Origin of the sequence: Micromonospora haikouensis, assembly GCF_000876225.1 — a bacterium.
In the GTDB taxonomy this organism is placed as follows: Bacteria; Actinomycetota; Actinomycetes; order Mycobacteriales; family Micromonosporaceae; genus Micromonospora; species Micromonospora haikouensis.
Map to the genome: position 1 here is coordinate 2,273,863 of NZ_JXSX01000001.1, position 22,343 is coordinate 2,296,205.

Genomic DNA, 22,343 nt, shown 5'->3' on the forward strand with positions numbered 1-22,343 from the left:
CCGGACCACCGCGACGGGCGGTCCGGCGTGCCCCTCGCGTTTACACGGGCATGCGACACTGACCCCATGCGCCGCGCTGTTTCCTCGGTCACGGTTGCCCTCGGCCTGCTCGGGGCGACCGTGGCGCTCACCGGAGTCGCCCTGGCCGCGCCCGCCCCCGGGGCCGCCGCCGCCCCCGAGCCGACCCCCGGCAAGAAGCGCTGCACCGTCACCGACGAGCGGCTGCGCGAGCTCTCCGGCCTGGTGGCGACCAGCAGCGGCTACGTCGTGGTCAACGACGGCACCACCATCGAGGCGCGCAAGCGGGTCTTCTTCCTCGACACCAAGTGCCAGGTGACGAAGGAGGTCCGCTACTCGGGCAACGGCCCGCTCGACACGGAGGACCTCGCGCTCTCACCGGACGGCGAGACGCTGTGGATCGCCGACATCGGCGACAACATCACCAGCACCCAGCGGCGCGAGCGGGTCGCGGTGTGGAGCATGCCCGCCGACGGATCGGCCCGGCCGGTGCTGCACCGGCTGTCGTACCCGGAGAAGAAGCCGCACGACGCCGAGGCGCTCCTGATCAGCGACGACGGCAAGCCGCTGATCGTCACGAAGGTGGCCAGCGGCAAGGCCGAGATCTTCGCCCCGGAGGGCAAACTCAACAGCGGCGACACCGAGCCCGTGCCGATGACCAGGCTCGGCGAGGTCTCGCTGCCGAAGACGAACACCCCGAACGTGCTCAACACCATCGGGCGGGTCGCCATCACCGGCGCCGCCCGCTCGCCCGACGGCAAGAAGGTGGTGCTGCGCACGTACGCGGACGCCTTCGAGTACGACGTCTCCGGCGGCGACATCGTCGGCGCGCTGACCGGCGGCAAGCCCCGCGTCACCCCGCTGTCGGACCCGTTCGGCGAGGCGATCTCCTACACCCCCGACGGCAAGTCGTTCGTGACCGTCTCCGACGGCGGCGAACTGGGCGAGGACGAGGCCATCGACATCCTCGCCTACACCCCCGCCACCACCGGTGCCGAGGCGTTGACCGGCGGCGACGCCGGCCCACCGAAGCCGGCGGCGGAGAAGTCCTGGATGGAGGGGCTGAGCCTCGACGAGATCACGTACCTCATCGCGGCCGTCGGCGTGATCGGCGCGCTGATGGTCGGTGCCGGCATCTTCGGGATCCTGCGGGCCCGGCGGCGTCCCGCGCCGCCCGACGACCCGTCGGGCGACGCCGACCTGCCGGAGCGCGACGAGTTCCCGCTCAACGCCGGTCCGGGCGGACCCGCCCGGGGGCGGCCGGTCGAGGACCCGCCGCCCGGCGGCGGCCGGGGTCGGGGCGGCGTCTACGGCGGAGTGCCGGCCGGCGGTGGCGGCTACGGCGCGACCCCGGCTCCCGCCGGCGGGCCGCGCCCACCCTCCGGCGGCGTGTACGGCGGCGCGGCCCGCCCGGCGGGGGCTGCCCGCCCCCCACAGGGAGGCGGCGTGTACGGCGGCGGCGGGGGGCGGCCCGCCGGCGGCGGCTACGGCGGCGCGCAGCCCGGGGGCGTTCCCCCCGGCCGGGGCGGTGGGGCGGCCCCGCCGCCGGACCGGGCGGCCCAGCCGGGCCGTGGCGGGGTCTACGGCGGGCGGGCCGAGCCGCCCCGGCGCGGGCGGGACCCCCGGGACCCCAGGGACCCACGCGGAGGCCGACACGGCGACGGCGGGCCCGGCGACGAGCGCGGCGGCTACGGCCAGCCGCCCGGCGGAGGCCGCGAATACCGGGGCGACCGCTACTGACCGTCGTCGCGCCCCGGCGCGGGGTCGGGCTGTTCGCGGCCGGGGCGATCGTGGCGGCGACCGCCGCTGATCTTCCGGCCCGGGTGCGCGGGCGCCCGTAATCCAGCCCGCCCGGAACCGGATGCTGCACCAACCCGGGCCGTTCCTCGCGGGCCGGCGGCCCTCCGGCGACCCGTCAGATGCGGCGCAGGACCGCCACGACGCGACCCATGATGGTGGCGTCGTCACCCGGGATCGGGTCGAAGGCCGGGTTCTGCGGCATCAGCCAGACGTGGCCGTCGCGGCGGCGGTAGGTCTTCACGGTCGCCTCGCCGTCGAGCATCGCGGCGACGATGTCGCCGGCCTCGGCCGTCGGCTGCTGCCGCACCACCACCCAGTCGCCGTCGCAGATCGCCGCGTCCAGCATCGAGTCGCCCTTGACCTGGAGCATGAAGACCTCACCCTCGCCCACCAGCTCGCGGGGGAGAGGGAAGACGTCCTCCACCGCCTGCTCGGCGAGGATGGGGCCACCGGCGGCGATCCGGCCGAGCATCGGCACGTACGCCGGGGCGGGGCGCTGCGAGCGGCTCGCCTCGTCGTCGAGGGTGTCGCTGGGAGTCCGCACGTCCACCGCGCGCGGGCGGTTCGGGTCGCGCCGCAGGAAGCCCTTCTTCTCCAGCTCCTTGAGCTGGTAGGCGACGCTGGACGGGGAGACGAGGCCGACGGCCTCGCCGATCTCCCGCACGCTCGGCGGGTAGCCGTGCCGCTCGACCCAGGTGCGGATGAACTCCAGGATGCGGCGCTGCCGGGCGGTCAGGTCGACCGTGGCCGGGTCGGGAAAGCTGCTGACCACCGGGGTGACCGGACGCACGGCCGGCTGGGCGGCCCGGCTGCGCGCGGCGCGGGGGCGCCGGGTGGCCGGCGGACCCGCCTCGGTGCTCTGCTGCGGGTTCTTCGGCCGGCTGGCCCGGTCCTCGGTCACGTCCGTCCTCCCTGGTCGGCGCTCGTTGCCCGGCGGCTCGGGGGCTGTGGGGTCGGAGCCGCGCGCGGTTGCCTCGACCGGTCCGCGTGGCTCGCCGGCCCGGTTGTTCTTGACCGTATAGGTGAGATCGGTCATTTTCAAACATCTGTACGACCTTCGTTGGCGTGTCGGACTCGAAAAGCGGGAAATCCGAACGCCTGTTCTGATAAATGGTACGCGCGCTCGAACGTCAGTTCGACGTTCGCCGGCCCGGCCCCCGTTCGGGGGCTGGTCGGCCGCAGGGCGTGACCGGGGGGACGCATGCCGCGTTGGGGCTTTCGGCGGCCCTGCCGGAGGGGGCGCCGGCGTGATTCTGGTGACGCGCCGGACACGCCCCGGCGAACTTGACCACGGTCCGCCGGACGCATACGGTCAACCCCTAGATGTAGTAGTCACACGGGCGTAAGTCGCCTACAGGTTGGGTTCGACTACCGACCGCACTTCCCGCTACCGCACCCGGTGGTGGTCCCCGAGCGGGGCCGACGCCGCGGTTTCGCGTGCCCGGGAATGCCTGTCGGCCCGCCGTCGATGAAGGAGGTCAGGCGATGCGGTGCCCATATTGCCGGCACGCCGACTCCCGGGTCGTCGACTCGCGGGAGGCCGACGACGGCCAGCTGATCCGCCGGCGGCGGTCCTGCCCCGAGTGCGGTAAGCGGTTCACCACCGTCGAGGAGGCGGTGCTCGCCGTGGTCAAGCGCAGCGGGGTGACCGAGCCGTTCAGCCGCATCAAGATCGTCGGTGGGGTGCGCAAGGCGTGCCAGGGGCGACCGGTCGACGAGGACTCGATCGCCCTGCTCGCGCAGAAGGTCGAGGAGACCATCCGGGCCAAGGGGGCCGCCGAGATCCCCAGCCACGACGTGGGCCTGGCGATCCTGGGCCCGCTGCGGGACCTGGACGAGGTGGCCTACCTGCGCTTCGCCAGCGTCTACCGCTCGTTCGACTCCCTCGCGGACTTCGAGCGCGAGATCGAGACCCTACGGGCCGCCGCCCGCGCCCGGGAGGGCGCCGGGGCCGGCGACGGGGCGGCCGCGGCGGGGGCCGCCGGCCGTACCAATTGATTTTCCTGGTTTCTGACAGTTTGGACGCGCGGCGGGTGACCGCGCAGACGAGGGGGCGGATGAGATGGCGGGGGACGGCGTGACAGCAAGCCGGACGCGGACGAAGGCCAGCACCGGCCTGAAGGTCGAGCGGGTGTGGACGACCGAGGGAGTCCACCCCTACGACGAGGTGACGTGGGAGCGCCGCGACGTCGTGATGACGAACTGGCGGGACGGCTCGATCAACTTCGAGCAGCGCGGGGTCGAATTCCCCGAGTCCTGGAGCGTCAACGCGGCCAACATCGTCACCACCAAGTACTTCCGGGGCGCCGTCGGCACCCCCGAGCGGGAGTGGTCGCTGCGGCAGCTCATCGACCGGGTGGTCAGCACCTACCGCGCCGCCGGTGAGGAGCACGGCTACTTCGCGACCCCGGCCGACGCCGAGGTGTTCGCCCACGAGCTGACCTGGATGCTGCTGCACCAGGTGTTCAGCTTCAACTCGCCGGTCTGGTTCAACGTCGGCACGCCCTCACCCCAGCAGGTCAGCGCGTGTTTCATCCTTTCTGTGGATGATTCGATGGATTCGATCCTCGACTGGTACAAGGAGGAGGGGCTGATCTTCAAGGGCGGCTCCGGCTCCGGGGTCAACCTCTCCCGGATCCGCTCCTCCCGGGAGCTGCTCTCCTCCGGCGGCACCGCCTCCGGCCCGGTCAGCTTCATGCGTGGCGCGGACGCCTCCGCCGGCACGATCAAGTCCGGCGGCGCCACCCGGCGCGCGGCGAAGATGGTCATCCTCGACGTCGACCACCCGGACATCGAGGAGTTCGTGATCACCAAGGCGCGCGAGGAGGACAAGATCCGCGCGCTGCGGGACGCCGGCTTCGACATGGACCTCGGCGGCAACGACATCGTCAGCGTGCAGTACCAGAACGCCAACAACTCGGTGCGCGTCTCCGACGAGTTCATGTCGGCCGTGGAGAACGGCGGCGGCTTCGACCTGCGCGGCCGGCTCGACGGGCAGACCATCGAGACCATCGACGCCAAGAAGCTGTTCCGCACCATCGCCCAGGCCGCGTGGGAGTGCGCCGACCCCGGCCTCCAGTACGACGACACGATCAACGACTGGCACACCTGCCCGGAAACCGGACGAATCACCGCATCTAACCCATGTAGTGAATACCTTCATTTGGACAATTCGTCCTGCAACCTGGCCTCGCTGAACCTCATGAAGTTCCTGCGGGCCGACGGCGGGTTCGAGGTGGAGAAGTTCGTCCGGTCGGTCGAGTTCGTCATCACCGCGATGGACATCTCGATCTGCTTCGCCGACTTCCCCACCGAGCGGATCGGCGAGACCACCCGCGCCTACCGGCAGCTCGGCATCGGGTACGCCAACCTCGGCGCGCTGCTGATGGCCTCGGGCCTGCCGTACGACTCGGAGCAGGGCCGCTCCGTCGCCGCCGCCATCACCTCGCTGATGACCGGCACGGCGTACCGCCGCTCGGCCGAGCTGGCCGGCATCGTCGGCGCGTACGACGGCTACGCCCGCAACGCCGAGCCGCACAAGCGGGTCATGCGCAAGCACGCCGCCGCCAACGACGAGATCAAGCCCACGAGCACGGTCGCCACCGCGATCGTCCGGGAGGCCACGAAGCAGTGGACCCAGGGCAACAAGATCGGTGACAAGCACGGCTGGCGCAACTCCCAGGCCGCGGTGCTCGCACCTACCGGAACCATCGGCCTGATGATGGACTGCGACACCACCGGCGTCGAGCCCGACCTGGCGCTGGTCAAGTTCAAGAAGCTGGTCGGCGGCGGCTCCATGCAGATCGTCAACCAGACCGTCCCGCGCGCCCTGCGCAGCCTCGGCTACCCCGAGGAGCAGGTCGAGGCGATCGTCGAGCACATCGCCGACCACGGTCACGTGGTGGACGCCCCCGGCCTCAAGCCGGACCACTACCCGGTCTTCGACTGCGCCATGGGCGAGCGGTCCATCGCGCCGATGGGGCACGTGCGGATGATGGCGGCCGTCCAGCCGTTCATCTCGGGCGCCATCTCCAAGTGCGTCGTCGGGGAGACCCTGGTGGCCTCCGGGGACGGGCTTGTCCGAATGGGCAGCCTCTACCAGGGTGAGGCGGAGGACACGTTCCGGGCGGAGTTCCTCAAGATCTCCTCCCTGGACGGTGACCGCAAGACCGACGCGTTCTACTACGGCGGGGTACGTCCGGTGCGGACGGCCACGCTCCGCTCAGGGCACTCGGTGACCGGTACCTATCCACACCGGCTGCTCACCGCTGGTGAGGGTGGACTGGTCTGGAAGACGCTGGGCGAACTCCAGCCGGGTGACCACGTCGCCACCCAGTACGGTGCCGACCTGTGGTCGTCCGTCCCGGCGAGCCTGCGCGACGTGGTGACCTCGCGGTCCTACGGGAACCAGCGTTCGGTGACGCTGCCGCAGGAGATGACGGAGGAGCTGGCGCTCCTCCTCGGCGCGTACGCCGCCGAGGGGCACACCAGCCGCAGCAACTGGACGATCACCATCACCAACTCGGTCGACTCGGTGCTGGAGCGGATCCAGGCAGCCTGGCAGTCGGTGTTCGGGCTGACCGCCCGGATCGACCGGCAGCCTGGCAAGTGCCCGGCGGTGGTCCTGTCATCCAAGACCGTCGTGGAGTTCATGACGGAGCTCGGCTGTGGCTCGCGAGCCTCCGAGAAGCGGATCCCCGACGCGGTGCTGCGCTCCCCTCGCGACATGGTGCTGGCCTTCCTGCGCGGCCTCGCGCTCGACGCATACGTGACGACGGCCACCGCGCCGAAGTGGGCGATCTGTCTGGACAGCCCGGCCCTGCTGGACGACCTGCAGGCCGTGTTGACCAACCTCGGTGTCGTGCACGGCCGGGTGAGCAAGTTCAACTCCGAGTACGGCAAGTCGTACGACGAGGTCTACGCCGCCGGCTACCAGGGGCAGCTCCTGGTGAGCATGGTGCCGTTCCTGGAGCCGGAGAAGGCCGCTGCTGCCGCTCATTACCTCGCCCAGTCCTACGGCACGGGGACGGCGGATGTCGTGCCCGGCATCACCGGGCGGGAACTCTACAACCTGATTCCGGCGGGAAAGCCGGGCCGGGGCGGCGTTCGCGGTGACCGTTCGAGCTTCGCGTTCCTCCTCGACGAGCGCACCACGCACGTCACCCGCCGTACGGTGGAGCGGGTGGCCTCCCTCGACGGGGTGGTGCTGCCGGGGTGGCTGCGCCAGGTGCTGGACGGCAACCTGCACTTCTCGCCCGTCGACTCCGTCGTGGATGCTGGTGAGCGGGAGGTGTTCGACCTTTCGGTGCCGGAGACCCACGCCTTCGTGGCGAACGGCATCATGAACCACAACACGGTCAACATGCCGGAGCAGGCGACCGTCGAGGACGTCGAGAAGATCTACTTCGAGGGCTGGAAGCTCGGCCTGAAGGCGCTGGCGATCTACCGGGACAACTGCAAGGTCGGCCAGCCGCTGTCGGTGGCCAAGCCCAACAAGGCGACCGCGTCGGTCGAGGCCCCGGCCGAGGCGGAGAAGGCCGTCGAGAAGGTCGTGGAGAAGGTCGTCGAGTACCGCCCGGTGCGCAAGCGGCTGCCGAAGAAGCGTCCCTCGGAGACCGTCAGCTTCTCCGTCGGCGGCGCGGAGGGGTACCTCACCGCCTCGTCGTACCCGGACGACGGCCTCGGCGAGGTCTTCCTGAAGATGTCGAAGCAGGGCTCGACCCTGGCCGGCGTGATGGACGCCTTCTCGGTGGCCATCTCCATCGGCCTGCAGTACGGCGTCCCGCTGGAGACGTACGTCAGCAAGTTCACCAACATGCGCTTCGAGCCGGCCGGCATGACCGACGACCCGGACGTGCGGATGGCCGCCTCGGTGATGGACTACATCTTCCGTCGCCTGGCCCTGGACTTCCTGCCGTACGAGCGCCGCGCCGAGCTGGGCATCTTCACCGCCAAGGAGCGGGCCGCCCAGCTGCGGGCCGAGGCGGAGGCGGAGAGCGCGACGGTCAGCGGTGCGGACCTCACCGCGATGGCGGCCTCCGCGCCGGTCGAGTCGCCGGAGACCAAGGCCGGGCCGGGCCAGCAGGCCACGGTCGGTGCGGTCGCCCAGCCGGCGCAGGAGCTGGCCGACGTCGCCGCCGCGAAGCCGGCCCCGTCGGTGGGCTCCAGCACGGAGCTGCTGGAGGCCGTGATCGGCAAGGCCGCCGACGCGCCGCTCTGCTTCACCTGCGGCACGAAGATGCGCCCGGCGGGCAGCTGCTACGTCTGCGAGGGCTGCGGGTCGACCAGCGGCTGCAGCTGAGTACGGCAACGGGTCGGGCCCGGGCGCGTCAGCGCCCGGGCCCGACCTGTTGGTAAGGATGTCAACGCCTGCGGTGGCGAAGGACACCCCTGGCACACCCCCGCAGAGCGGCTAGCCTTCGTCGATGACGACAGGTGTGGATGCGGCGATCGCCGCCAGCTATGTCGAGTTCGCCGACCGCGAGGCGCGCGGGGTGTCGCCCGCGTACGAGCGGCTGGCCCGCTCCGTCGCCCGCGACGGTCGCCTGCACGCGCTGCTCGGCACGGTGCCGGAGGCCAAGCGGCAGCCCAACCTGCTGTTCGCCGTCGTCCGGCTGCTCGGCGGGCCCGTCGAGGACCCGGCCGCGTTCGGCGAGTTCGCGGCGGCACACTGGCCGGAGGTCGCGGCGCAGCTGCGTACCCGCGCGACCCAGACCAACGAGGCCGGCCGGTGCGCGGCGCTCCTGCCGGTGCTGGCCGCGCTGCCGCAGCCTCTCGCGCTGCTGGAGGTCGGCGCGTCGGCGGGGCTGTGCCTCTATCCCGACCGGTACGCCTACCGCTACGGCGACCACCGGGTCGGCTCCGGGGAGCCCGTTCTCGACTGCGCGCTCACCGGTGCCGCGCCGCCGAACCGTCGGCCCGTGGTGGCGTGGCGGGCCGGGCTGGACCTGAACCCCCTCGACGTGACCGACCCCGCCGACGTCGCCTGGCTCGACGCCCTCGTCTGGCCCGAGCACACCTACCGCCGCGCCCGGCTGCGGGCCGCGTCGGCCGTCGCGGCGGCCGACCCGCCGCTGCTCGTGCGCGGCGACCTCGTCGACGACCTGCCGGCGCTGGCCGCGCGGGCACCCGCCGGCGCGACCCTGGTGGTGTTCCACACCAGCGTGCTCTACCTGGTGCCGGCTCCGCGCCGGGCGGCCTTCGCCGATCTGGTACGCACGCTGCCCGGCCACTGGCTCGCGAACGAGACCCCGGAAGTGCTGGGGCACGACGCGCTGCCGGAGCCACCGGACGGGACGCTGCACAACGTGCTCACGCTGGACGGCACGCCGCTGGCCTGGACGAGGCCGCACGGTCAGGCGGTCACCTGGTTCGCGTGACCCCCGCGCGGGGTCACGCAGAGCGGTGCTCCCCACTACGCTGGGGCCTCCGGGCGTGCCTGGCGGGGGAGGTCGTCGTGGTCAGACCGGTCGTCCGTGTGCTCCTCGCGGTGCCGCTTCCCGTGCTCTGGGGGCTGGTGGCGGGGTGGTGGACCCCGCGTGGCCCCGGGGCCGAGGGCCCGGCGCTGGTCTCGATCGGCGTCAGTCTCGCCGTCGGGCTGGCCGCCGGCTGGCTGAGCCGGTCCCGGTGGGCGATGGTCGCCGCCCCCGTTGCGTACGCGGTGGCGGTCGAGCTGGCCCGGATCCGGCTGCGCGGGCCGAGCGTCGACCGGCCGCACCTGAGCGGTTTCGGCGTCGTCGTGCTCCTCACCGGGCGCGGGGTGCACGGCACGCTCTCCCTGCTGCCGCTGCTCGTCGGTGCCGCGTACGGTGCCGGGATCGCCCGCCGGTCGGTCGGTGGCGAGGGCCGGGGGCCGGTGCTGCGCTGGGCCGGTCGCGGCGCGGTGGGGGTGCTCGCCGCGGTGCTCGCGCTGGTCACGGTCGGCGTGGCGGTGCCGGCCCGCACCGACCCGATCCCCGGTGGGATCGCCGAGCTGACCACCGTGACCACCGCCGGCCGCGACCTCGGTCTGTTGATCCGGGGCGTGGAGCCGGCCGCGCCGGTGCTGCTCGTGGTGCCCGGCCCGCCCGGCGGGTCGGAGATCGGCTCGGTGCGCCGCCACCTGGCCGACCTGGAGCGGCACTTCGTGGTCGCCACCTGGGACCGGGCCGGCGCGCCGAAGTCCTGGTCGGCCTTCCCGCCCGCGCCGACCCTCGACGGCGAGGTGGCCGATCTCGTCGCCGTCGCCGAACACCTGCGGCGGCGCTTCGGCCGCGACCGGGTGCACCTGCTCGCCCACTCGGGCGGCACCATCCCCGGGCTGCTCGCCGTGCAGCGTCGGCCGGAGCTGTTCGCCTCCTACGTCGGCGTCGGCCAGGTGGTCAGCCTGCGCGAGGCCGACGCCAGCCAGCACGCCGACACGGTTGCCTGGGCCCGGCGCACGGGCCGGGCCGACCTCGCCGACCGGATGAGCGCGCAGGGTCCGCCGCCCTATGAGGACATCTGGGCGTACGAGCCGCTGCTGACCAACGAGCCGGCGGCGTTCGACTTCGACCGCTCCGGCAACAGCGAGGGGGCCGGCGGGGTGGTGGAGAACCTCGGCGTGCCGGAATACCCGCTGCTGGAGAAGGCGCACCTGCTCCCCGGCTTCATCGACGGTTGGGACGCGCTCTACCCGCGCCTGCAGGGCCTGGACTTTCGCGCCGAGGTCCGGCGGCTCGACGTCCCGACGTACCTCGTGGACGGTGAGCACGAGGTGCCGGGGCGGCTGCGCCTGCTCGACCAGTGGTATGCCCAGCTCCAGGCCCCCCGCAAGGAGCACGTCGTCATCCCCGGCGCCGGGCACCGGTCGCTGTTCCAGCGGCCCGGCCCGTTCGTCGAGCTGATGACCCGGGTACGCGCGGAGACGGAGGGCGTTCCCCGCTGAGGCGCCGCCCGCCGACGCCGACCTCCCGACCCGGCCCGCCTCGGCGCGCGGCACTCGGGCGGCGCGTCGTGTCCGGCGGCGGCTAGGGTCGCCCGTCATGGGGGAACCGAACTGGCTGCGGGAAACCCGCGCCGCGTACGACGAGGTGGCCGTCGACTACGCCCGGCTGGTCCACGGCGAGCTGGCGCGTAAGCCGTTGGAGCGTGCCCTGCTGGCCACCTTCGCCGAGCTGGTGGGCGGTGGTGGGACCACCCGGGCGGCCGCGTCCGGGCCGGTCGTGGAGGTCGGCTGCGGCACCGGCCGGGTCACCGCTCACCTGCGCGGCCTCGGGCTGGACGTCGCCGGCCTCGACCTGTCGCCGGGGATGGTCGCCGTGGCCCGCGAGTCCTGGCCGGGGCTGCGCTTCGCCGTCGCCTCGATGACCGCCCTGCCGCTGCCCGACGGCGGCCTCGCCGGCCTCGTCGCCTGGTACTCGATCATCCACCTGCCGCCGGCGGCGCTGCCGGCCGTCTTCGCGGAGTTCCACCGGGTGCTCGCCCCGGGCGGCGAGCTGCTGCTCGCCTTCAAGGCCGGCGACCGGCGGATCCGCCTGGAGCAGGCGTACGGCCACACGGTCTCCTACGACGTGCACTGGCTGCCGCCGGACCGGATCGCCGCGCAGCTCGCCGCCGCCGGGTTCGCCGTGCACGCCCGCCTGGTCCGGGAGCCGGAGGACTACGAGCGCGGCCCCCAGGCGTACCTGCTGGCCCGTCGGCCCCACGACGCCGACCCGGCGTAGGCGGCGGCGGGCCGCGCGGCGGGCGCGGCGGTTGGGCGCCGAGGGGCGTCAGGAAGGGGCCCTTCCTTACACTGCGGCGGTGGGTGGAGAGCGGGTGCCGTTGGCGGACCGGCCGTTGACCGAGCCGCACCCGTCGCGGCTGCCGCCGGACCATCCGCACCGGGGGCGGATCCTCGCCGCGCACGCCGCCGCCCTCGCGGCGGGGCAGGCCGGCTATCCCGATCCGGAGACCGGCCTGTTCGTGCTCACCGCAGGCTTCCTGGCCCGCCGGGGCACCTGCTGCGGGCGAGGCTGCCGACACTGTCCGTACGTGGCCGACTGAGCCGCCGGCCCCGGGCGGCTCGCCGCCGCCGCCGGGCTCTCGGCCGCGGCGGAGCACCGCCGACCGTGGGCTTTCGCCCGAGGCGGACAACCCGTACGGTGTCGGGCGGACATCGGCGGGAACCGCCGGGAGGCGCGGAGGTTGGCGTGCGCGGTTGGATCTGCCTGGCGGGCGTGTCGGCGCTGCTGGTGACGGGGTGCGGGGCGGAGGCGGCGGAGCCGGTGGCGGTGCCGCGCGGTGCGCCGGTCGCGGTCGACGTCCCGGCGGCGTCCTCCGGCGGCGCCTGCCGGCTGCTCGACTTCGCCGTGGTCGAGGAGCACACCGGGGAGCGGTTCGACGTGGCGGCGGCCAGCGCGCGCGACGACACCCGCACCTGCGTGCTGCGCGCGAAGCGGGCGCTGCTGCCGGAGCTGGCCCTCACCGTCACCGACACGTCGATCGACGTGGCCGACTTCACGGCCGATGTGCAGCCCACCGGGGCCCGGAAGGTCAGCCGGCTGGGTCAGGTCGCCTACCGGCGGACCGGGGCGGCGACGAAGGGGCAGGGGCCGGTCGCCGAGGTGGGCTGGCTGGCCGCCGAGGACCGGCTGGCCGTGCTGCGCTGGACGCTGCCGAAGGGCACCGAGCGCGCCGCCGCCGAGGAGGTGGCCGGGAAGCTGGTCGCGCTGGCGGGAACGGTCGACACCCGGGCCCTGTGAAGCCCGCCGCCGGGCCCGGGTGTCGGCGTCAGGTCAGTGGGCGGCGACGAAGACCCGGGAGGCGACCTCGCGGGGCAGCCGGACCCGGTCGCCGGAGCGGTCGATGGAGACGCCGTCGCGCTCCTGGGCCACGGTGACCGTCGCGCCCGGGTCGACCCCGGCGGCGTGCAGTTGGCGCAGCACGTCGGCGTCGGTCTGCACGCTCTCGCAGATCCGCCGCACGACCACCGTGCCGGTGAGCCCGGGGAACGCCAGGTTGCGTTCGCCGTCGCTGCGGTCGGTCGGCTGCTCGGGGGTGCCCAGCTCCTCCAGGCCCGGGATCGGGTTGCCGTACGGGGAGCGGGTGGGGCGGTTGAGCAGGTCGTACACCCGCTTCTCCACCGCGTCGCTCATCACGTGCTCCCACCGGCAGGCCTCCTCGTGGGCCTCCTCGTAGGGCATCCCGATGACGTTGACCAGCAGCAGCTCGGCGAGCCGGTGCTTGCGCATCACGGACACGGCGGACGCGCGGCCCAGCGGGGTCAGCGCGAGGTGCCGGTCGCCCTCGACGGTGAGCAGCCCGTCGCGTTCCATCCGGGCGACGGTCTGGCTGACGGTGGGACCGCTCTGCCGCAGCCGTTCGGCGATCCGGGCGCGCAGCGGCGGGACGCCCTCCTCCTCGAGTTCGAGGATGGTGCGTAGGTACATCTCGGTCGTGTCCACTAGATCGTGGCGCATCGATTCCCCCTCTCGGCGGAGGCAGTTCCGCGCCCACTCGTGTCGACCAGGTGCTTCACGTCGGCGACCTCCCGGAGGTCGATGGTACCCCGGCCGCCGGACATCGCCCGCCGCCGAATCGCGAGGTGACCGCCCGGATGGTGTTGACTGGACGCCATGTCCGGTACCGAGGAGCTGCTGGTCGAGGCCGACCGGCTCGCGGCGGAGCTCGACTCCGCCGACCCGCCCGCCCTGCTCGACGTCCGGTGGCGGCTCGCCGGGCCGCCCGGCCGCGACGACCACGCCGCCGGTCACCTGCCCGGCGCGGTCTTCGTCGACCTCGACGCCGCGCTGTGCGGGCCGCCGGGCGCGGCCGGCCGGCATCCGCTGCCCGACCCCGCCGTCCTCCAGGCCGCGCTGCGGGCCGCCGGGGTCCGCGCCGGTCACCCCGTCGTCGTGTACGACGGCGGTGACGGCCTCGGCGCGGCACGGGCCTGGTGGACGCTGCGCTGGGCCGGGCACCAGCCGGTCCGGGTGCTGCACGGCGGCTTCCCGGCCTGGGTGGCCGCCGGCCTGCCCGTGTCGACCGACGTGCCCACGCCTGCCCCCGGGGACGTGACCGTCCGTCCGGGCGGGCTGCCGGTGCTCGACGCCGACGCGGCCGCCGCGTTGGCCGCCACCGGCGACGGGACGCTGCTCGACGTGCGGGCCGCGGCCCGCTACCGGGGCGAGCACGAGCCGGTCGACCCGGTCGCCGGGCACGTGCCGGGCGCGGTGAACCTTCCCGCCGGGGAGTACGTCGGCCCGGACGGCCGCTTCCCGTCGAGCGGTGCGCTGCGGGAGCGGTTCGCCGCCGCCGGGGTCGCCGACGCCGCGCCCGTGGGGGCGTACTGCGGGTCCGGGGTGACCGCCGCGCAGGCCGTGCTCGCCCTGCACCTGGCGGGCCGCCCGGACGCCGCCCTCTACGTCGGATCGTGGAGCAACTGGGTGGCCGACCCGTCCCGTCCCGTCGCCACCGGCGGCTGAGCGTCCGGCACCGGGCCGAGCCCGGCGACCGGGGCGACACCGGTCACCGGAGCAGCGCGTGCGGTGGGCGGCGTCGGTGACCCGTGCGACGATGACCCCATGTCCGAGGACACGGTGGTGGTGTGGGACGAGTCCCTGCTCGCCTACGACATGGGTGACCATCCGCTCGACCCGGTGCGGGTCGAGTTGACCGTCGCGCTCGCCGGGGAGCTGGGCGTCCTGGGCCGGCCCGGGGTGCGGCTGGTCCGGCCCGAGCCGGCCGACGACGCCCTGCTGACCCGGGTGCACGACCCGCGCTACCTCGACGCGGTCCGGGTCGCCCCCCGCGATCCGCTGTTCGCCGGGTTCGGGCTGGGCACGTCGGACAATCCGGTCTTCGACGGGATGCACGAGTCCAGCGCGCTGGTCGCCGGTGCCACGGTGGCCGCCGCCGAGGCGGTGTGGCGGGGTGAGGCCCGGCGGGCGGTCAACGTGGCCGGTGGGCTGCACCACGCGATGCCGGCCCGCGCCGCCGGGTTCTGCGTCTACAACGACCCGGCGGTGGCCATCGCCCGCCTGCTCGACCTCGGCGCGCAGCGGATCGCGTACGTCGACGTGGACGTGCACCACGGCGACGGCGTGCAGGCCGTCTTCTGGGACGACCCCCGGGTGCTCACCGTCAGCCTGCACGAGACCCCGCTCGCACTGTTCCCCGGCACCGGCTTCCCCGACGAGACGGGCGGGCCGGGGGCACAGGGCACCGCCGTGAACGTGCCGCTGCCGCCCGGCGTCGACGACGCCGGCTGGCTGCGCGCGTTCCACGCGGTCGTGCCGTCGGTGCTGCGGGCGTTCCGGCCGCAGCTCCTGGTCACCCAGTGCGGGGCCGACGGGCACCGGCTCGACCCCCTCGCCGACCTGCACCTGAGCGTCGACGGACAGCGCGCCACCTACCTGGCGTTGCGGGCGTTGGCCGACGAGCTGTGCGAGGGCCGTTGGGTGGCCACCGGCGGCGGCGGGTACGCCCTCGTCGAGGTGGTGCCCCGCGCCTGGACCCATCTGCTCGCGGTGGCGACCGGCGACCCGATCGACCCGGCGACGCTCACCCCGCCCGGCTGGCGTGCTCTGGCCGCCGCCCGCCGCCCCGGCCGGGAGGTGCCGCTGCGGATGACCGACGACGCCGACCCCGCGTTCGCGCCGTGGCAGCCGACCGGCGAGCCGAGCTCGGTGGACCGGGCCATCGCGGCGACCCGCAAGGCGGTGTTCCCCCTGCTCGGTCTCGACCCGCACGACCCTCGGGACTGAGCCGGCGACCTGGGGAGGAGGCCGGGACGGGTGACCACAGTCGACCAGCCGGTGGACGTGCTGCTGCGCGACGGCAGCACCGTCGGGCTGCGCCCGATCCGCCCGGACGACGCGTCGGGGATCGTGGCGATGCACGCCCGCTTCTCCGAGCGCACCCGCTACCTGCGCTACTTCTCGCCGTACCCGCGCATCCCGGAGCGGGACCTGAACCGGTTCGTCCACGTCGACCACCGCGACCGGGAGGCGTTCGTGGTGCTCGCCGCCGGGCGGATCGTCGCCGTGGGCCGCTACGAGCGGCTCGGCCCGCAGGCACCCGAGGCCGAGGTGGCGTTCGTGGTGGAGGACGCCCACCAGGGGCGGGGCATCGGCTCGGTGCTGCTGGAGCACCTGGCCGACGCGGCCCGGCGGGCCGGGATCGTGCGCTTCGTCGCCGAGGTGCTCCCGGCCAACGGGGCGATGCTGCGGGTCTTCGCCGACTTCGGCTACCAGGTCCAACGCCAGTACGCCGACGGCGTGGTGCACCTGAGCTTCCCGATCGCACCCACCGAGGCGACACTCGCCGTGCAGCGGGGCCGGGAGCACCGGACCGAGGCCCGTTCCATCGCCCGGCTGCTGGCCCCCCGGGGCGTCGCCGTCTACGGGGCGAGCGCCACCGGGCAGGGCGTCGGCGCGGCCCTGCTCGGGCACCTGCGCGACGGCGGTTACCCGGGGCCGGTCGTGCCGGTGCACCCGGGCGCGGCGACGGTGGCGGGGCTGCCCGCGTACCCGTCGGCGGTCGACGCCGGCCACCCGATCGACCTGGCGGTCGTCGCGGTGGCCCCGGAGGCGGTGGGCGCGGTGGTGGCCGACGCGGCGGCGGCCGGCGCGCACGGCCTGGTGGTGATCTCGGCCGGCTTCGCCGAGGCCGGCGCGGGCGGCGCGGCGGCCCAGCGGGCCCTGGTCCGCGCCGCGCACGCCGCCGGCATGCGGGTCGTCGGCCCGAACTGTCTCGGCGTGGCCAACACCGCCGATCAGGTACGCCTCAACGCGACCCTCGCCCCCGCGCTGCCGGCCCCCGGCCGGGTGGGCATCTTCAGCCAGTCCGGCGCGTTCGGGGTGGCGCTGCTGGCCGAGGCGGCCCGGCGCGGCCTGGGCCTGTCCAGCTTCGTCTCGGCCGGCAACCGGGCCGATGTTTCCGGCAACGACCTGCTCCAATACTGGCAGGACGACCCCGGCACCGACGTGATCATGTTGTACCTGGAGACGTTCGGCAACCCGCGCAAGTTCGCCCGGCTGGCCCGGCGGATCGGCCGGGACAAGCCGGTGGTGGCGCTGGCGTCCCCGGCCCGCCCGCCCGGCCTGGGCGGCGACGCGCCCGGCCCCGACGCGGTCGCGGTCGGCGCCCTGTTCGCCCAGTCCGGGGTGATCCGGGTCGACACGGTCGCCGAGCTGCTCGACGTCGGCGTGCTGCTGGCCCACCAGCCCCGGCCCGCCGGGCGGCGGGTCGCCGTGGTCGGCAACTCCTCGGCGCTGACCGGGCTGGCCGCCACCGCCTGCGCCGCCCAGGGCCTGACGGTGGCCGCCGGCTACCCGTCCGACGTGGGCCCCCGCGCCGGGGCGGCCGAGTTCGCCGCCGCGCTCGGCGCGGCCGCCGCCGACGACGGCGTGGACGCCCTCGTCGCGGTCTTCGCCCCGCCGCTGCCCGGCCAGCTCACCGACACCGAGGCCGACTTCGCCGCCGCCCTGCCCGGCGTGTCCGACGCCGGCAAGCCGGTGGTCGCGACCTTCCTCGCCGGCCGCGTGCCGGCGGGGGTGCCGGCGTATCCGAGCGTGGAGGAGGCGGTGCGGGCCCTGGCCCGGGTCGCCGCGTACGCCGACTGGCTGCGCCGGCCGCCCGGCGCGCTGCCCGAGCTGCCCCGGATCGACCCCGCCGCCGCGTCCGCCGCGCTGCGCGCCGACGGGGCCGACCCGGCGGGGCTGCTGGGCGCGTACGGGATCGACGTGGTGCCGTCGGTGCGCGCCGGGTCGGCCGACGAGGCGGTCGCCGCCGCCGGGGCGCTCGGCTGCCCGGTGGCGTTGAAGGCCGCCGCCCCCGGGCTGCGGCACCGCCTCGACCTCGGCGCGGTCCGGCTCGACCTGGCCGACGCGGCGGCGGTGCGCCGGGCGTACGCGGAGATGTCGGCGGTCTTCGGCGCGGACGTCCTGGTGCAGGCGATGGTCCCGCCCGGCGTGCCGTGCGTGGTGGAGCTGGTGGAGGATCCGGCGTTCGGGCCGGTGGTCGGGTTCGGCCTCGGCGGCGTCGCCACCGAGCTGCTCGGCGACCGGGCGTGGCGGGCGGTGCCGCTGACCGACGCCGACGCCGCCGAGCTGGTGGACGCGCCCCGGGCCGCGCCGCTGCTGCGCGGGCACCGGGGGGCCGCGCCGGTGGACCGGGCCGCCCTGGCGGAACTGCTGCTGCGGGTGGGGCGGCTCGCCGACGAGCAGCCCCGGGTGCGTTCGCTCACCCTCAACCCGGTGCTGGCCCGCCCGGACGGCATCTCGGTGCTGCACGCCACGGTGGGCGTGGGCACGGCGGGCGCCCGCCCCGACACGGGCCCCCGCCGCCTGTGAGGCACGCGCCGCACACGCGAGGGGCCCCGGCGAACCGCCGGGGCCCCTCCTTACGTGTGCCGCTCAGCAGGCGTACGCCTCCAGTCGCTGCGCCCGCTCCGGGGCGCGCAGCTTGAGCAGCGTGACCTTCTCGATCTGCCGGATCCGCTCCCGGGACAGGCCGAACTCCTTGCCCACCTCGTCGAGGGTGCGCTGCCGGCCGTCGTCCAGGCCGAAGCGGAGGCGGATCACCGCCTGCTCCCGCTGGGACAGGGTGGCCAGCACGATCTGCACCTCGTTGCGCAGCTCGCCGTCGGCGGCGGCAGCGCCGGGCTCGGCGGCCGGGTCGACGGCGGCGACGAAGTCGCCGAGGGCGCTCTCGCCGTCCTCGCCGACGGCCTGGTCGAGGCTGACCGGCTCCCGGTCGTACGAGATCAGCTCGATGACCTGGAACTCGGGGACGTCCATGGCCCGGGCGACCTCGGCCACGGTGGGCTCGCGACCCAGCGTGACGGCCAGCTCGCGGCGGGCCCGGACCATCCGGTTGACCTGCTCGACCATGTGCACCGGGATGCGGATGGTGCGGGCCTGGTCGGCCATCGCCCGGGTGATCGCCTGCCGGATCCACCAGGTCGCGTACGTGGAGAACTTGAAGCCCTTGGTGTAGTCGAACTTCTCGACCGCCCGGATCAGGCCGAGGTTGCCCTCCTGGATGAGGTCGAGGAACGCCATGCCCCGGCCGGTGTACCGCTTGGCGATGCTGACGACGAGGCGGAGGTTGGCCTCCAGCAGGTGGTCCTTGGCCGTGCGCCCCTCGGCGACGACGATCTCCAGGTCGGCGCGCAGCTCCGTCGACACCGGCGTGCAGGTGGCCAGCTTCTCCTCGGCGAACAGCCCGGCCTCGATCCGCTTGGCGAGCACCACCTCCTGCTCGGCGGTGAGCAGCTTGGTGCGCCCGATGCCGTTGAGGTAGGCCCGGACCAGGTCCGTGGAGACGCCGCGCTCGTCGGTGGCGTCCAGGTCGGTCAGGGTGTCGGCGGCAGCCTCGGCGTCGGTGGTGACGGCCGGGCCGATCTGGTTCTCGATCATCTGAAGGACCATCTCTGTCTCTCCCCGTGTCCACGTCGGTGCCGCGTTGCCGGCCCAGTGGTGCCGGTGACTCACACTCTGGCAAGCGGGACGTGAAACGGGAGTGAGGCGATCGGGGAACCGACAGCGGATAGGGGTGTGGCGGACCCCTGACCTTGCCAGGCCCGGCTACCGTGCCGGCAGTCGGTCGTTCGGGCCGAATCAGCAGGTCGGCGGCTCGTCGGCCGATCTTCGAGAGGGTGGAGGGCGTCGTGGTCTTCAAGCGGCTCATGCAGGCGATGGGTGTGGGCGGTCCGTCGGTGGAGACGGTGCTGAGCAATCCGAACTGCCGTCCGGGCGGTCAGTTGGAGGGCGTCGTGCACGTGGCGGGCGGCGAGCACGCGGTCGACATCGACTACGTCGCGCTGGGCCTGGTCACCCGGGTCGAGGTGGAGAGCGGCGACAGCGAGTACGAAACCACCCAGGAGTTCCACCGCCGCCAGGTGACGGGGGCGTTCCGGCTGGAGCCGGGGCAGCGCTACGACGTACCGTTCCGCTTCGACGTGCCCTGGGAGACCCCGCTCACCGAGCTGTACGGGCAGCACCTGCACGGGATGACGATGGGGCTGCGTACGGAGCTGGAGGTGGCGCGGGCGGTCGACAAGGGCGACCTGGACGCGGTGGCGGTGCACCCGCTGCCGGCCCAGGAGGCGCTGCTGGAGGCGCTGCTGCGGCTGGGCTTCCGGTTCGCCCGCGCCGACGTCGAGCGGGGCCACATCTACGGGGTACGCCAGCACCTGCCGTTCTACCAGGAGATCGAGTTCTACCCGGCCCCCCAGTACGCCCAGGCGATCAACCAGCTGGAGGTCACCTTCGTCACCGACCCGCAGCAGGTGCAGGTGGTGCTGGAGATCGACAAGCGGGGCGGCGTGTTCACCGAGGGGCGGGACGCCTTCGGCCGGTTCACGGTCGACCACGCCACGGTGCACAACACCGACTGGGCCGCCCAGCTCGACGGCTGGCTGCGCCAGTCCATCCAGCGCCGCGGCCTCTTCTTCTGACCCCGGGGACCTTTGTGGTGATCAAGAGGTTTGCGTCAGGTTCCGGGCGGCGGCTGACGCAAACCTCTTGATCACCAGGCGTGGGGTCAGAGGTCCAGGAGGAGGGTTCGGGGGCCTACGTTGACGCTTTCCACCAGCATGTGGGTGCGGAAGCGGCCCGTCTGCACCGGGGCGCCGCGCTCGCGCAGCGCCGCCACGACCGCCTCGACCAGGGGTTCGGCCACCTCGGCGGGGGCGGCGGCGGTCCAGCTCGGCCGCCGGCCCTTGCGGGCGTCGCCGTAGAGGGTGAACTGGCTGACCACCAGGATGCCCGCACCGGTGTCCGCCGCACTGCGCTCGTCGTCCAGGATGCGCAGCTCGTGGATCTTGCGGGCCATGGTGCAGGCGGTCTCCCCGGTGTCGGTGTGGGTCACCCCGAGCAGCACCAGCAGCCCGTCGGTGACCGCGCCGACTACCTCCCCGTCGACCGTGACGCTGGCCCGGCCGACGGTCTGCACGACCGCCCGCATCAGAGCACCGCCTGTGTCGCCGCCGCCGGCATCCGCGTGGGTCTCAGCGCCCGCATCAGTCGGTCACCGGCTCGACGATGCCGCGCTCCACCAGGTGCGCCACGATCGGGCCGGCCGCCTCCGCCAGCTCCTGCGGCGTCACGTCGTGCGCGGCGGCGAGCAGGGCGAGCTGGTCGCGCATCGGCAGCCGGCCGTCCGCGCCGCCGACCAGGGCCAGCACCAGCGGGTCGATCTCCTCCGTCCAGCGCAGCCCGTGCGGCATCGCCAGGACCTGCCGGTCCACCGCCCAGCCCTCGTCGCCCATGGTCGCCTCCTGCCGCAGCTGGAGCCCCTCGGCGGCCCGGTAGCGCGCGTCGAGCAGCCCGTCGGCGCCGTGCGCCCGGAGCCAGTCCTGGCGGTCGAACCAGGCGGCGATCTGGCCGCCCAGCGGCGGCTCCACCCGCTGCCGCAGGTCCTCCACCCGCACCACCGGGTCGGCGTGGCCGGCGCGACGCAGCGAGACGATGCCGAAGCCGATCGCCTCCACCTTGTGCGCGTCGAACCAGTCGAGCCAGGCCGCCGCCCGGTGCGGGTCGGCGGCCTCCCCGACGTCGGTCAGCCACAGGTTGACGTACGCCATCGGGTCGGCGACCTCCCGCTGGATGACCCAGGCGTCCAGGCCGGTGCCGGCGAACCAGCCGGCCACCCGCTCGCCCCAGTCCTCCCCGGTGACGTGCACCCAGTTCGCCAGGTACTGCATGGTGCCGCCCTCGGTGAGCAGCCCTGGTGCGGCGGCGGCCAGCTCCGCGCCGATCGCGTCGCCGACCCGGCCCGAGTCCCGGTACACGTGGGTGGTGGTGCCGGGGCCGACCACGAACGGCGGGTTGCTGACCACCAGGTCGAACCGGCGCCCGGCGACCGGGGCGACCAGGTCCCCGCGCAGCAGCTCCCAGTCCTGGCCGTTGAGCGCGGCGGTGGTGGCGGCGAAGCGCAAAGCCCGCTCGGAGACGTCGGTGGCGGTGACCCGGCGGGCGTGGGTGGCCAGGTGCAGCGCCTGCACCCCGGAGCCGGTGCCCAGGTCGAGCGCGGTCTCCACCGGCCGGCGCACGGCCGCCCCGATCAGCGTCTGGGTCGCCCCGCCGATGCCGAGCACGTGCTCGGAGTGCAGCGGCCGGCCCGGCCGGGAGCTGACCGGCAGGTCGGCGAGGACCCACCAGTCGTCGGCGTACGGCTCCAGGTCGAGGCCCGCGCGCAGCCCGTCGCCGTGCCGCTCGACCAGGCCCCCGGCCAGCGCCTCGGCCACGGTCAGCGGGGCGAGCGCGGCGGCCACCGCGGCCTCCGGCTCGGTCTGGTCGCAGATGAACACCCGGATGAGGGTGGCCAGCGGGTCGAGGTCGGCGGTGGCGCGCAGGGCCGCCCGGAAGTCGTTGCGGGCGATCCCGCCGGTGGCCTGCGGTCCGAGCCGGTCGGCGATGCCGTTCGAGGTGTACGCGGCGCGGGCGAGCGCCGTCCGGAGCGCCTCGACGCCGGCGGGGGAGAGCAGCATGTCGTGTTCGTCCACGTCGCCATCCTGCCTGCCGGGGCGGCGCGCATCGGCACCGCCGCCCCGAAATCCGACCGCCGGGCGGGACCGG

Annotated in this window: 17 protein-coding genes and 1 pseudogene; 13 read left to right on the forward strand and 5 right to left on the reverse strand. The window is 74.4% G+C overall.

Annotation, left to right across the window (positions count from 1 at the left end):
• Positions 1-66: 66 nt before the first annotated feature.
• Positions 67-1,758 carry a WD40 repeat domain-containing protein gene (locus tag TK50_RS09980; RefSeq protein ID WP_043962487.1) on the forward strand — a complete coding sequence of 564 codons (1,692 nt, stop codon included), beginning with the start codon at positions 67-69 and terminating at the stop codon, positions 1,756-1,758.
• Between the two features lie 175 nt (positions 1,759-1,933).
• On the opposite strand, the gene lexA is transcribed toward TK50_RS09980, so the two are convergent.
• A complete protein-coding gene (gene lexA / locus TK50_RS09985) occupies positions 1,934-2,719 on the reverse strand; it encodes a transcriptional repressor LexA (protein ID WP_043962489.1) in 786 nt (261 codons plus the stop codon).
• A 584-nt stretch (positions 2,720-3,303) separates the two neighbouring features.
• Here lexA and nrdR point away from each other — a divergent pair.
• The 8 genes and pseudogenes from nrdR (at position 3,304) to TK50_RS10025 (ending at position 12,521) form a co-directional block, all read left to right on the forward strand.
• Positions 3,304-3,816, forward strand: coding sequence for a transcriptional regulator NrdR (nrdR, locus tag TK50_RS09990; RefSeq protein WP_043962490.1), 513 nt, complete (start codon positions 3,304-3,306; stop codon positions 3,814-3,816).
• Positions 3,817-3,880: 64 nt separating this feature from the next.
• Positions 3,881-5,860 (forward strand): annotated as a pseudogene (locus tag TK50_RS35600) (vitamin B12-dependent ribonucleotide reductase); the annotation flags it as partial.
• Between the two features lie 42 nt (positions 5,861-5,902).
• A complete protein-coding gene (locus TK50_RS35705; protein ID WP_422119939.1) occupies positions 5,903-8,119 on the forward strand; it encodes a TSCPD domain-containing protein in 2,217 nt (738 codons plus the stop codon).
• 124 nt (positions 8,120-8,243) lie between these two features.
• Positions 8,244-9,197 (forward strand): DUF2332 domain-containing protein, encoded by a 954-nt coding sequence (locus tag TK50_RS10005; protein ID WP_043962491.1) that lies wholly within the window; start codon positions 8,244-8,246, stop codon positions 9,195-9,197.
• 77 nt (positions 9,198-9,274) lie between these two features.
• On the forward strand, positions 9,275-10,723 hold the full coding sequence (locus tag TK50_RS10010) for an alpha/beta fold hydrolase (RefSeq protein ID WP_043962492.1): 1,449 nt from the start codon (positions 9,275-9,277) through the stop codon (positions 10,721-10,723).
• 97 nt (positions 10,724-10,820) lie between these two features.
• Entirely contained in the window at positions 10,821-11,501 is a 681-nt protein-coding gene (locus TK50_RS10015) for a class I SAM-dependent DNA methyltransferase (RefSeq protein ID WP_043962493.1), read from the forward strand.
• A 79-nt stretch (positions 11,502-11,580) separates the two neighbouring features.
• Positions 11,581-11,823, forward strand: coding sequence for a DUF5522 domain-containing protein (locus TK50_RS10020; RefSeq protein WP_043962494.1), 243 nt, complete (start codon positions 11,581-11,583; stop codon positions 11,821-11,823).
• A gap of 146 nt (positions 11,824-11,969) precedes the next feature.
• The gene (locus TK50_RS10025; protein WP_043962495.1) at positions 11,970-12,521 is read left to right on the forward strand and encodes a hypothetical protein; all 552 of its coding nucleotides are present in this window, start codon (positions 11,970-11,972) and stop codon (positions 12,519-12,521) included.
• A gap of 33 nt (positions 12,522-12,554) precedes the next feature.
• Here TK50_RS10025 and TK50_RS10030 read toward each other — a convergent pair whose 3' ends face one another.
• Positions 12,555-13,238: an iron-dependent transcriptional repressor DtxR gene (locus TK50_RS10030; protein WP_043962497.1), complete on the reverse strand. Its 684-nt coding sequence runs from the start codon at positions 13,236-13,238 to the stop codon at positions 12,555-12,557.
• A gap of 156 nt (positions 13,239-13,394) precedes the next feature.
• Between TK50_RS10030 and TK50_RS10035 the strand changes: the two genes are divergently transcribed.
• The 3 genes from TK50_RS10035 to TK50_RS10045 all read left to right on the forward strand — a co-directional run bounded on the left by TK50_RS10035 (position 13,395) and on the right by TK50_RS10045 (position 18,113).
• Positions 13,395-14,243, forward strand: a complete 849-nt coding sequence (locus tag TK50_RS10035; RefSeq protein ID WP_043962498.1) for a sulfurtransferase — start codon at positions 13,395-13,397, stop codon at positions 14,241-14,243.
• A 99-nt stretch (positions 14,244-14,342) separates the two neighbouring features.
• On the forward strand, positions 14,343-15,524 hold the full coding sequence (locus tag TK50_RS10040) for an acetoin utilization protein AcuC (protein ID WP_043962499.1): 1,182 nt from the start codon (positions 14,343-14,345) through the stop codon (positions 15,522-15,524).
• 30 nt (positions 15,525-15,554) lie between these two features.
• Complete coding sequence (locus TK50_RS10045; protein WP_043962500.1) at positions 15,555-18,113, forward strand: bifunctional acetate--CoA ligase family protein/GNAT family N-acetyltransferase; 2,559 nt, start codon at positions 15,555-15,557, stop codon at positions 18,111-18,113.
• 63 nt (positions 18,114-18,176) lie between these two features.
• Here the strand turns inward: TK50_RS10045 and sigB are convergent, their stop codons facing one another.
• Complete coding sequence (sigB, locus tag TK50_RS10050; RefSeq protein ID WP_043962501.1) at positions 18,177-19,193, reverse strand: RNA polymerase sigma factor SigB; 1,017 nt, start codon at positions 19,191-19,193, stop codon at positions 18,177-18,179.
• Positions 19,194-19,432: 239 nt separating this feature from the next.
• Here sigB and TK50_RS10055 point away from each other — a divergent pair, with 239 nt between their 5' ends.
• Complete coding sequence (locus tag TK50_RS10055) at positions 19,433-20,221, forward strand: sporulation protein (protein ID WP_043964209.1); 789 nt, start codon at positions 19,433-19,435, stop codon at positions 20,219-20,221.
• Between the two features lie 86 nt (positions 20,222-20,307).
• On the opposite strand, the gene dtd is transcribed toward TK50_RS10055, so the two are convergent.
• Together dtd and TK50_RS10065 are read right to left on the reverse strand one after the other, a co-directional pair.
• Positions 20,308-20,730 (reverse strand): D-aminoacyl-tRNA deacylase, encoded by a 423-nt coding sequence (gene dtd / locus TK50_RS10060; protein ID WP_043962502.1) that lies wholly within the window; start codon positions 20,728-20,730, stop codon positions 20,308-20,310.
• A gap of 55 nt (positions 20,731-20,785) precedes the next feature.
• Positions 20,786-22,270, reverse strand: a complete 1,485-nt coding sequence (locus TK50_RS10065; protein ID WP_063838562.1) for a DUF7782 domain-containing protein — start codon at positions 22,268-22,270, stop codon at positions 20,786-20,788.
• Positions 22,271-22,343 lie beyond the last annotated feature (73 nt).

Coding starts and splice junctions, on each gene's coding strand:
- TK50_RS10040 (WP_043962499.1), top strand. CDS start 14,343: ATGTCCGAGGACACGGTGGTGGTGTGGGACGAGTCCCTGCTCGCCTAC.
- TK50_RS09980 (WP_043962487.1), top strand. CDS start 67: ATGCGCCGCGCTGTTTCCTCGGTCACGGTTGCCCTCGGCCTGCTCGGG.
- TK50_RS10030 (WP_043962497.1), bottom strand. CDS start 13,238: ATGCGCCACGATCTAGTGGACACGACCGAGATGTACCTACGCACCATC.
- nrdR (WP_043962490.1), top strand. CDS start 3,304: ATGCGGTGCCCATATTGCCGGCACGCCGACTCCCGGGTCGTCGACTCG.
- sigB (WP_043962501.1), bottom strand. CDS start 19,193: ATGGTCCTTCAGATGATCGAGAACCAGATCGGCCCGGCCGTCACCACC.
- dtd (WP_043962502.1), bottom strand. CDS start 20,730: ATGCGGGCGGTCGTGCAGACCGTCGGCCGGGCCAGCGTCACGGTCGAC.
- TK50_RS10035 (WP_043962498.1), top strand. CDS start 13,395: ATGTCCGGTACCGAGGAGCTGCTGGTCGAGGCCGACCGGCTCGCGGCG.
- TK50_RS10015 (WP_043962493.1), top strand. CDS start 10,821: ATGGGGGAACCGAACTGGCTGCGGGAAACCCGCGCCGCGTACGACGAG.
- TK50_RS10005 (WP_043962491.1), top strand. CDS start 8,244: ATGACGACAGGTGTGGATGCGGCGATCGCCGCCAGCTATGTCGAGTTC.
- TK50_RS35705 (WP_422119939.1), top strand. CDS start 5,903: ATGGGCAGCCTCTACCAGGGTGAGGCGGAGGACACGTTCCGGGCGGAG.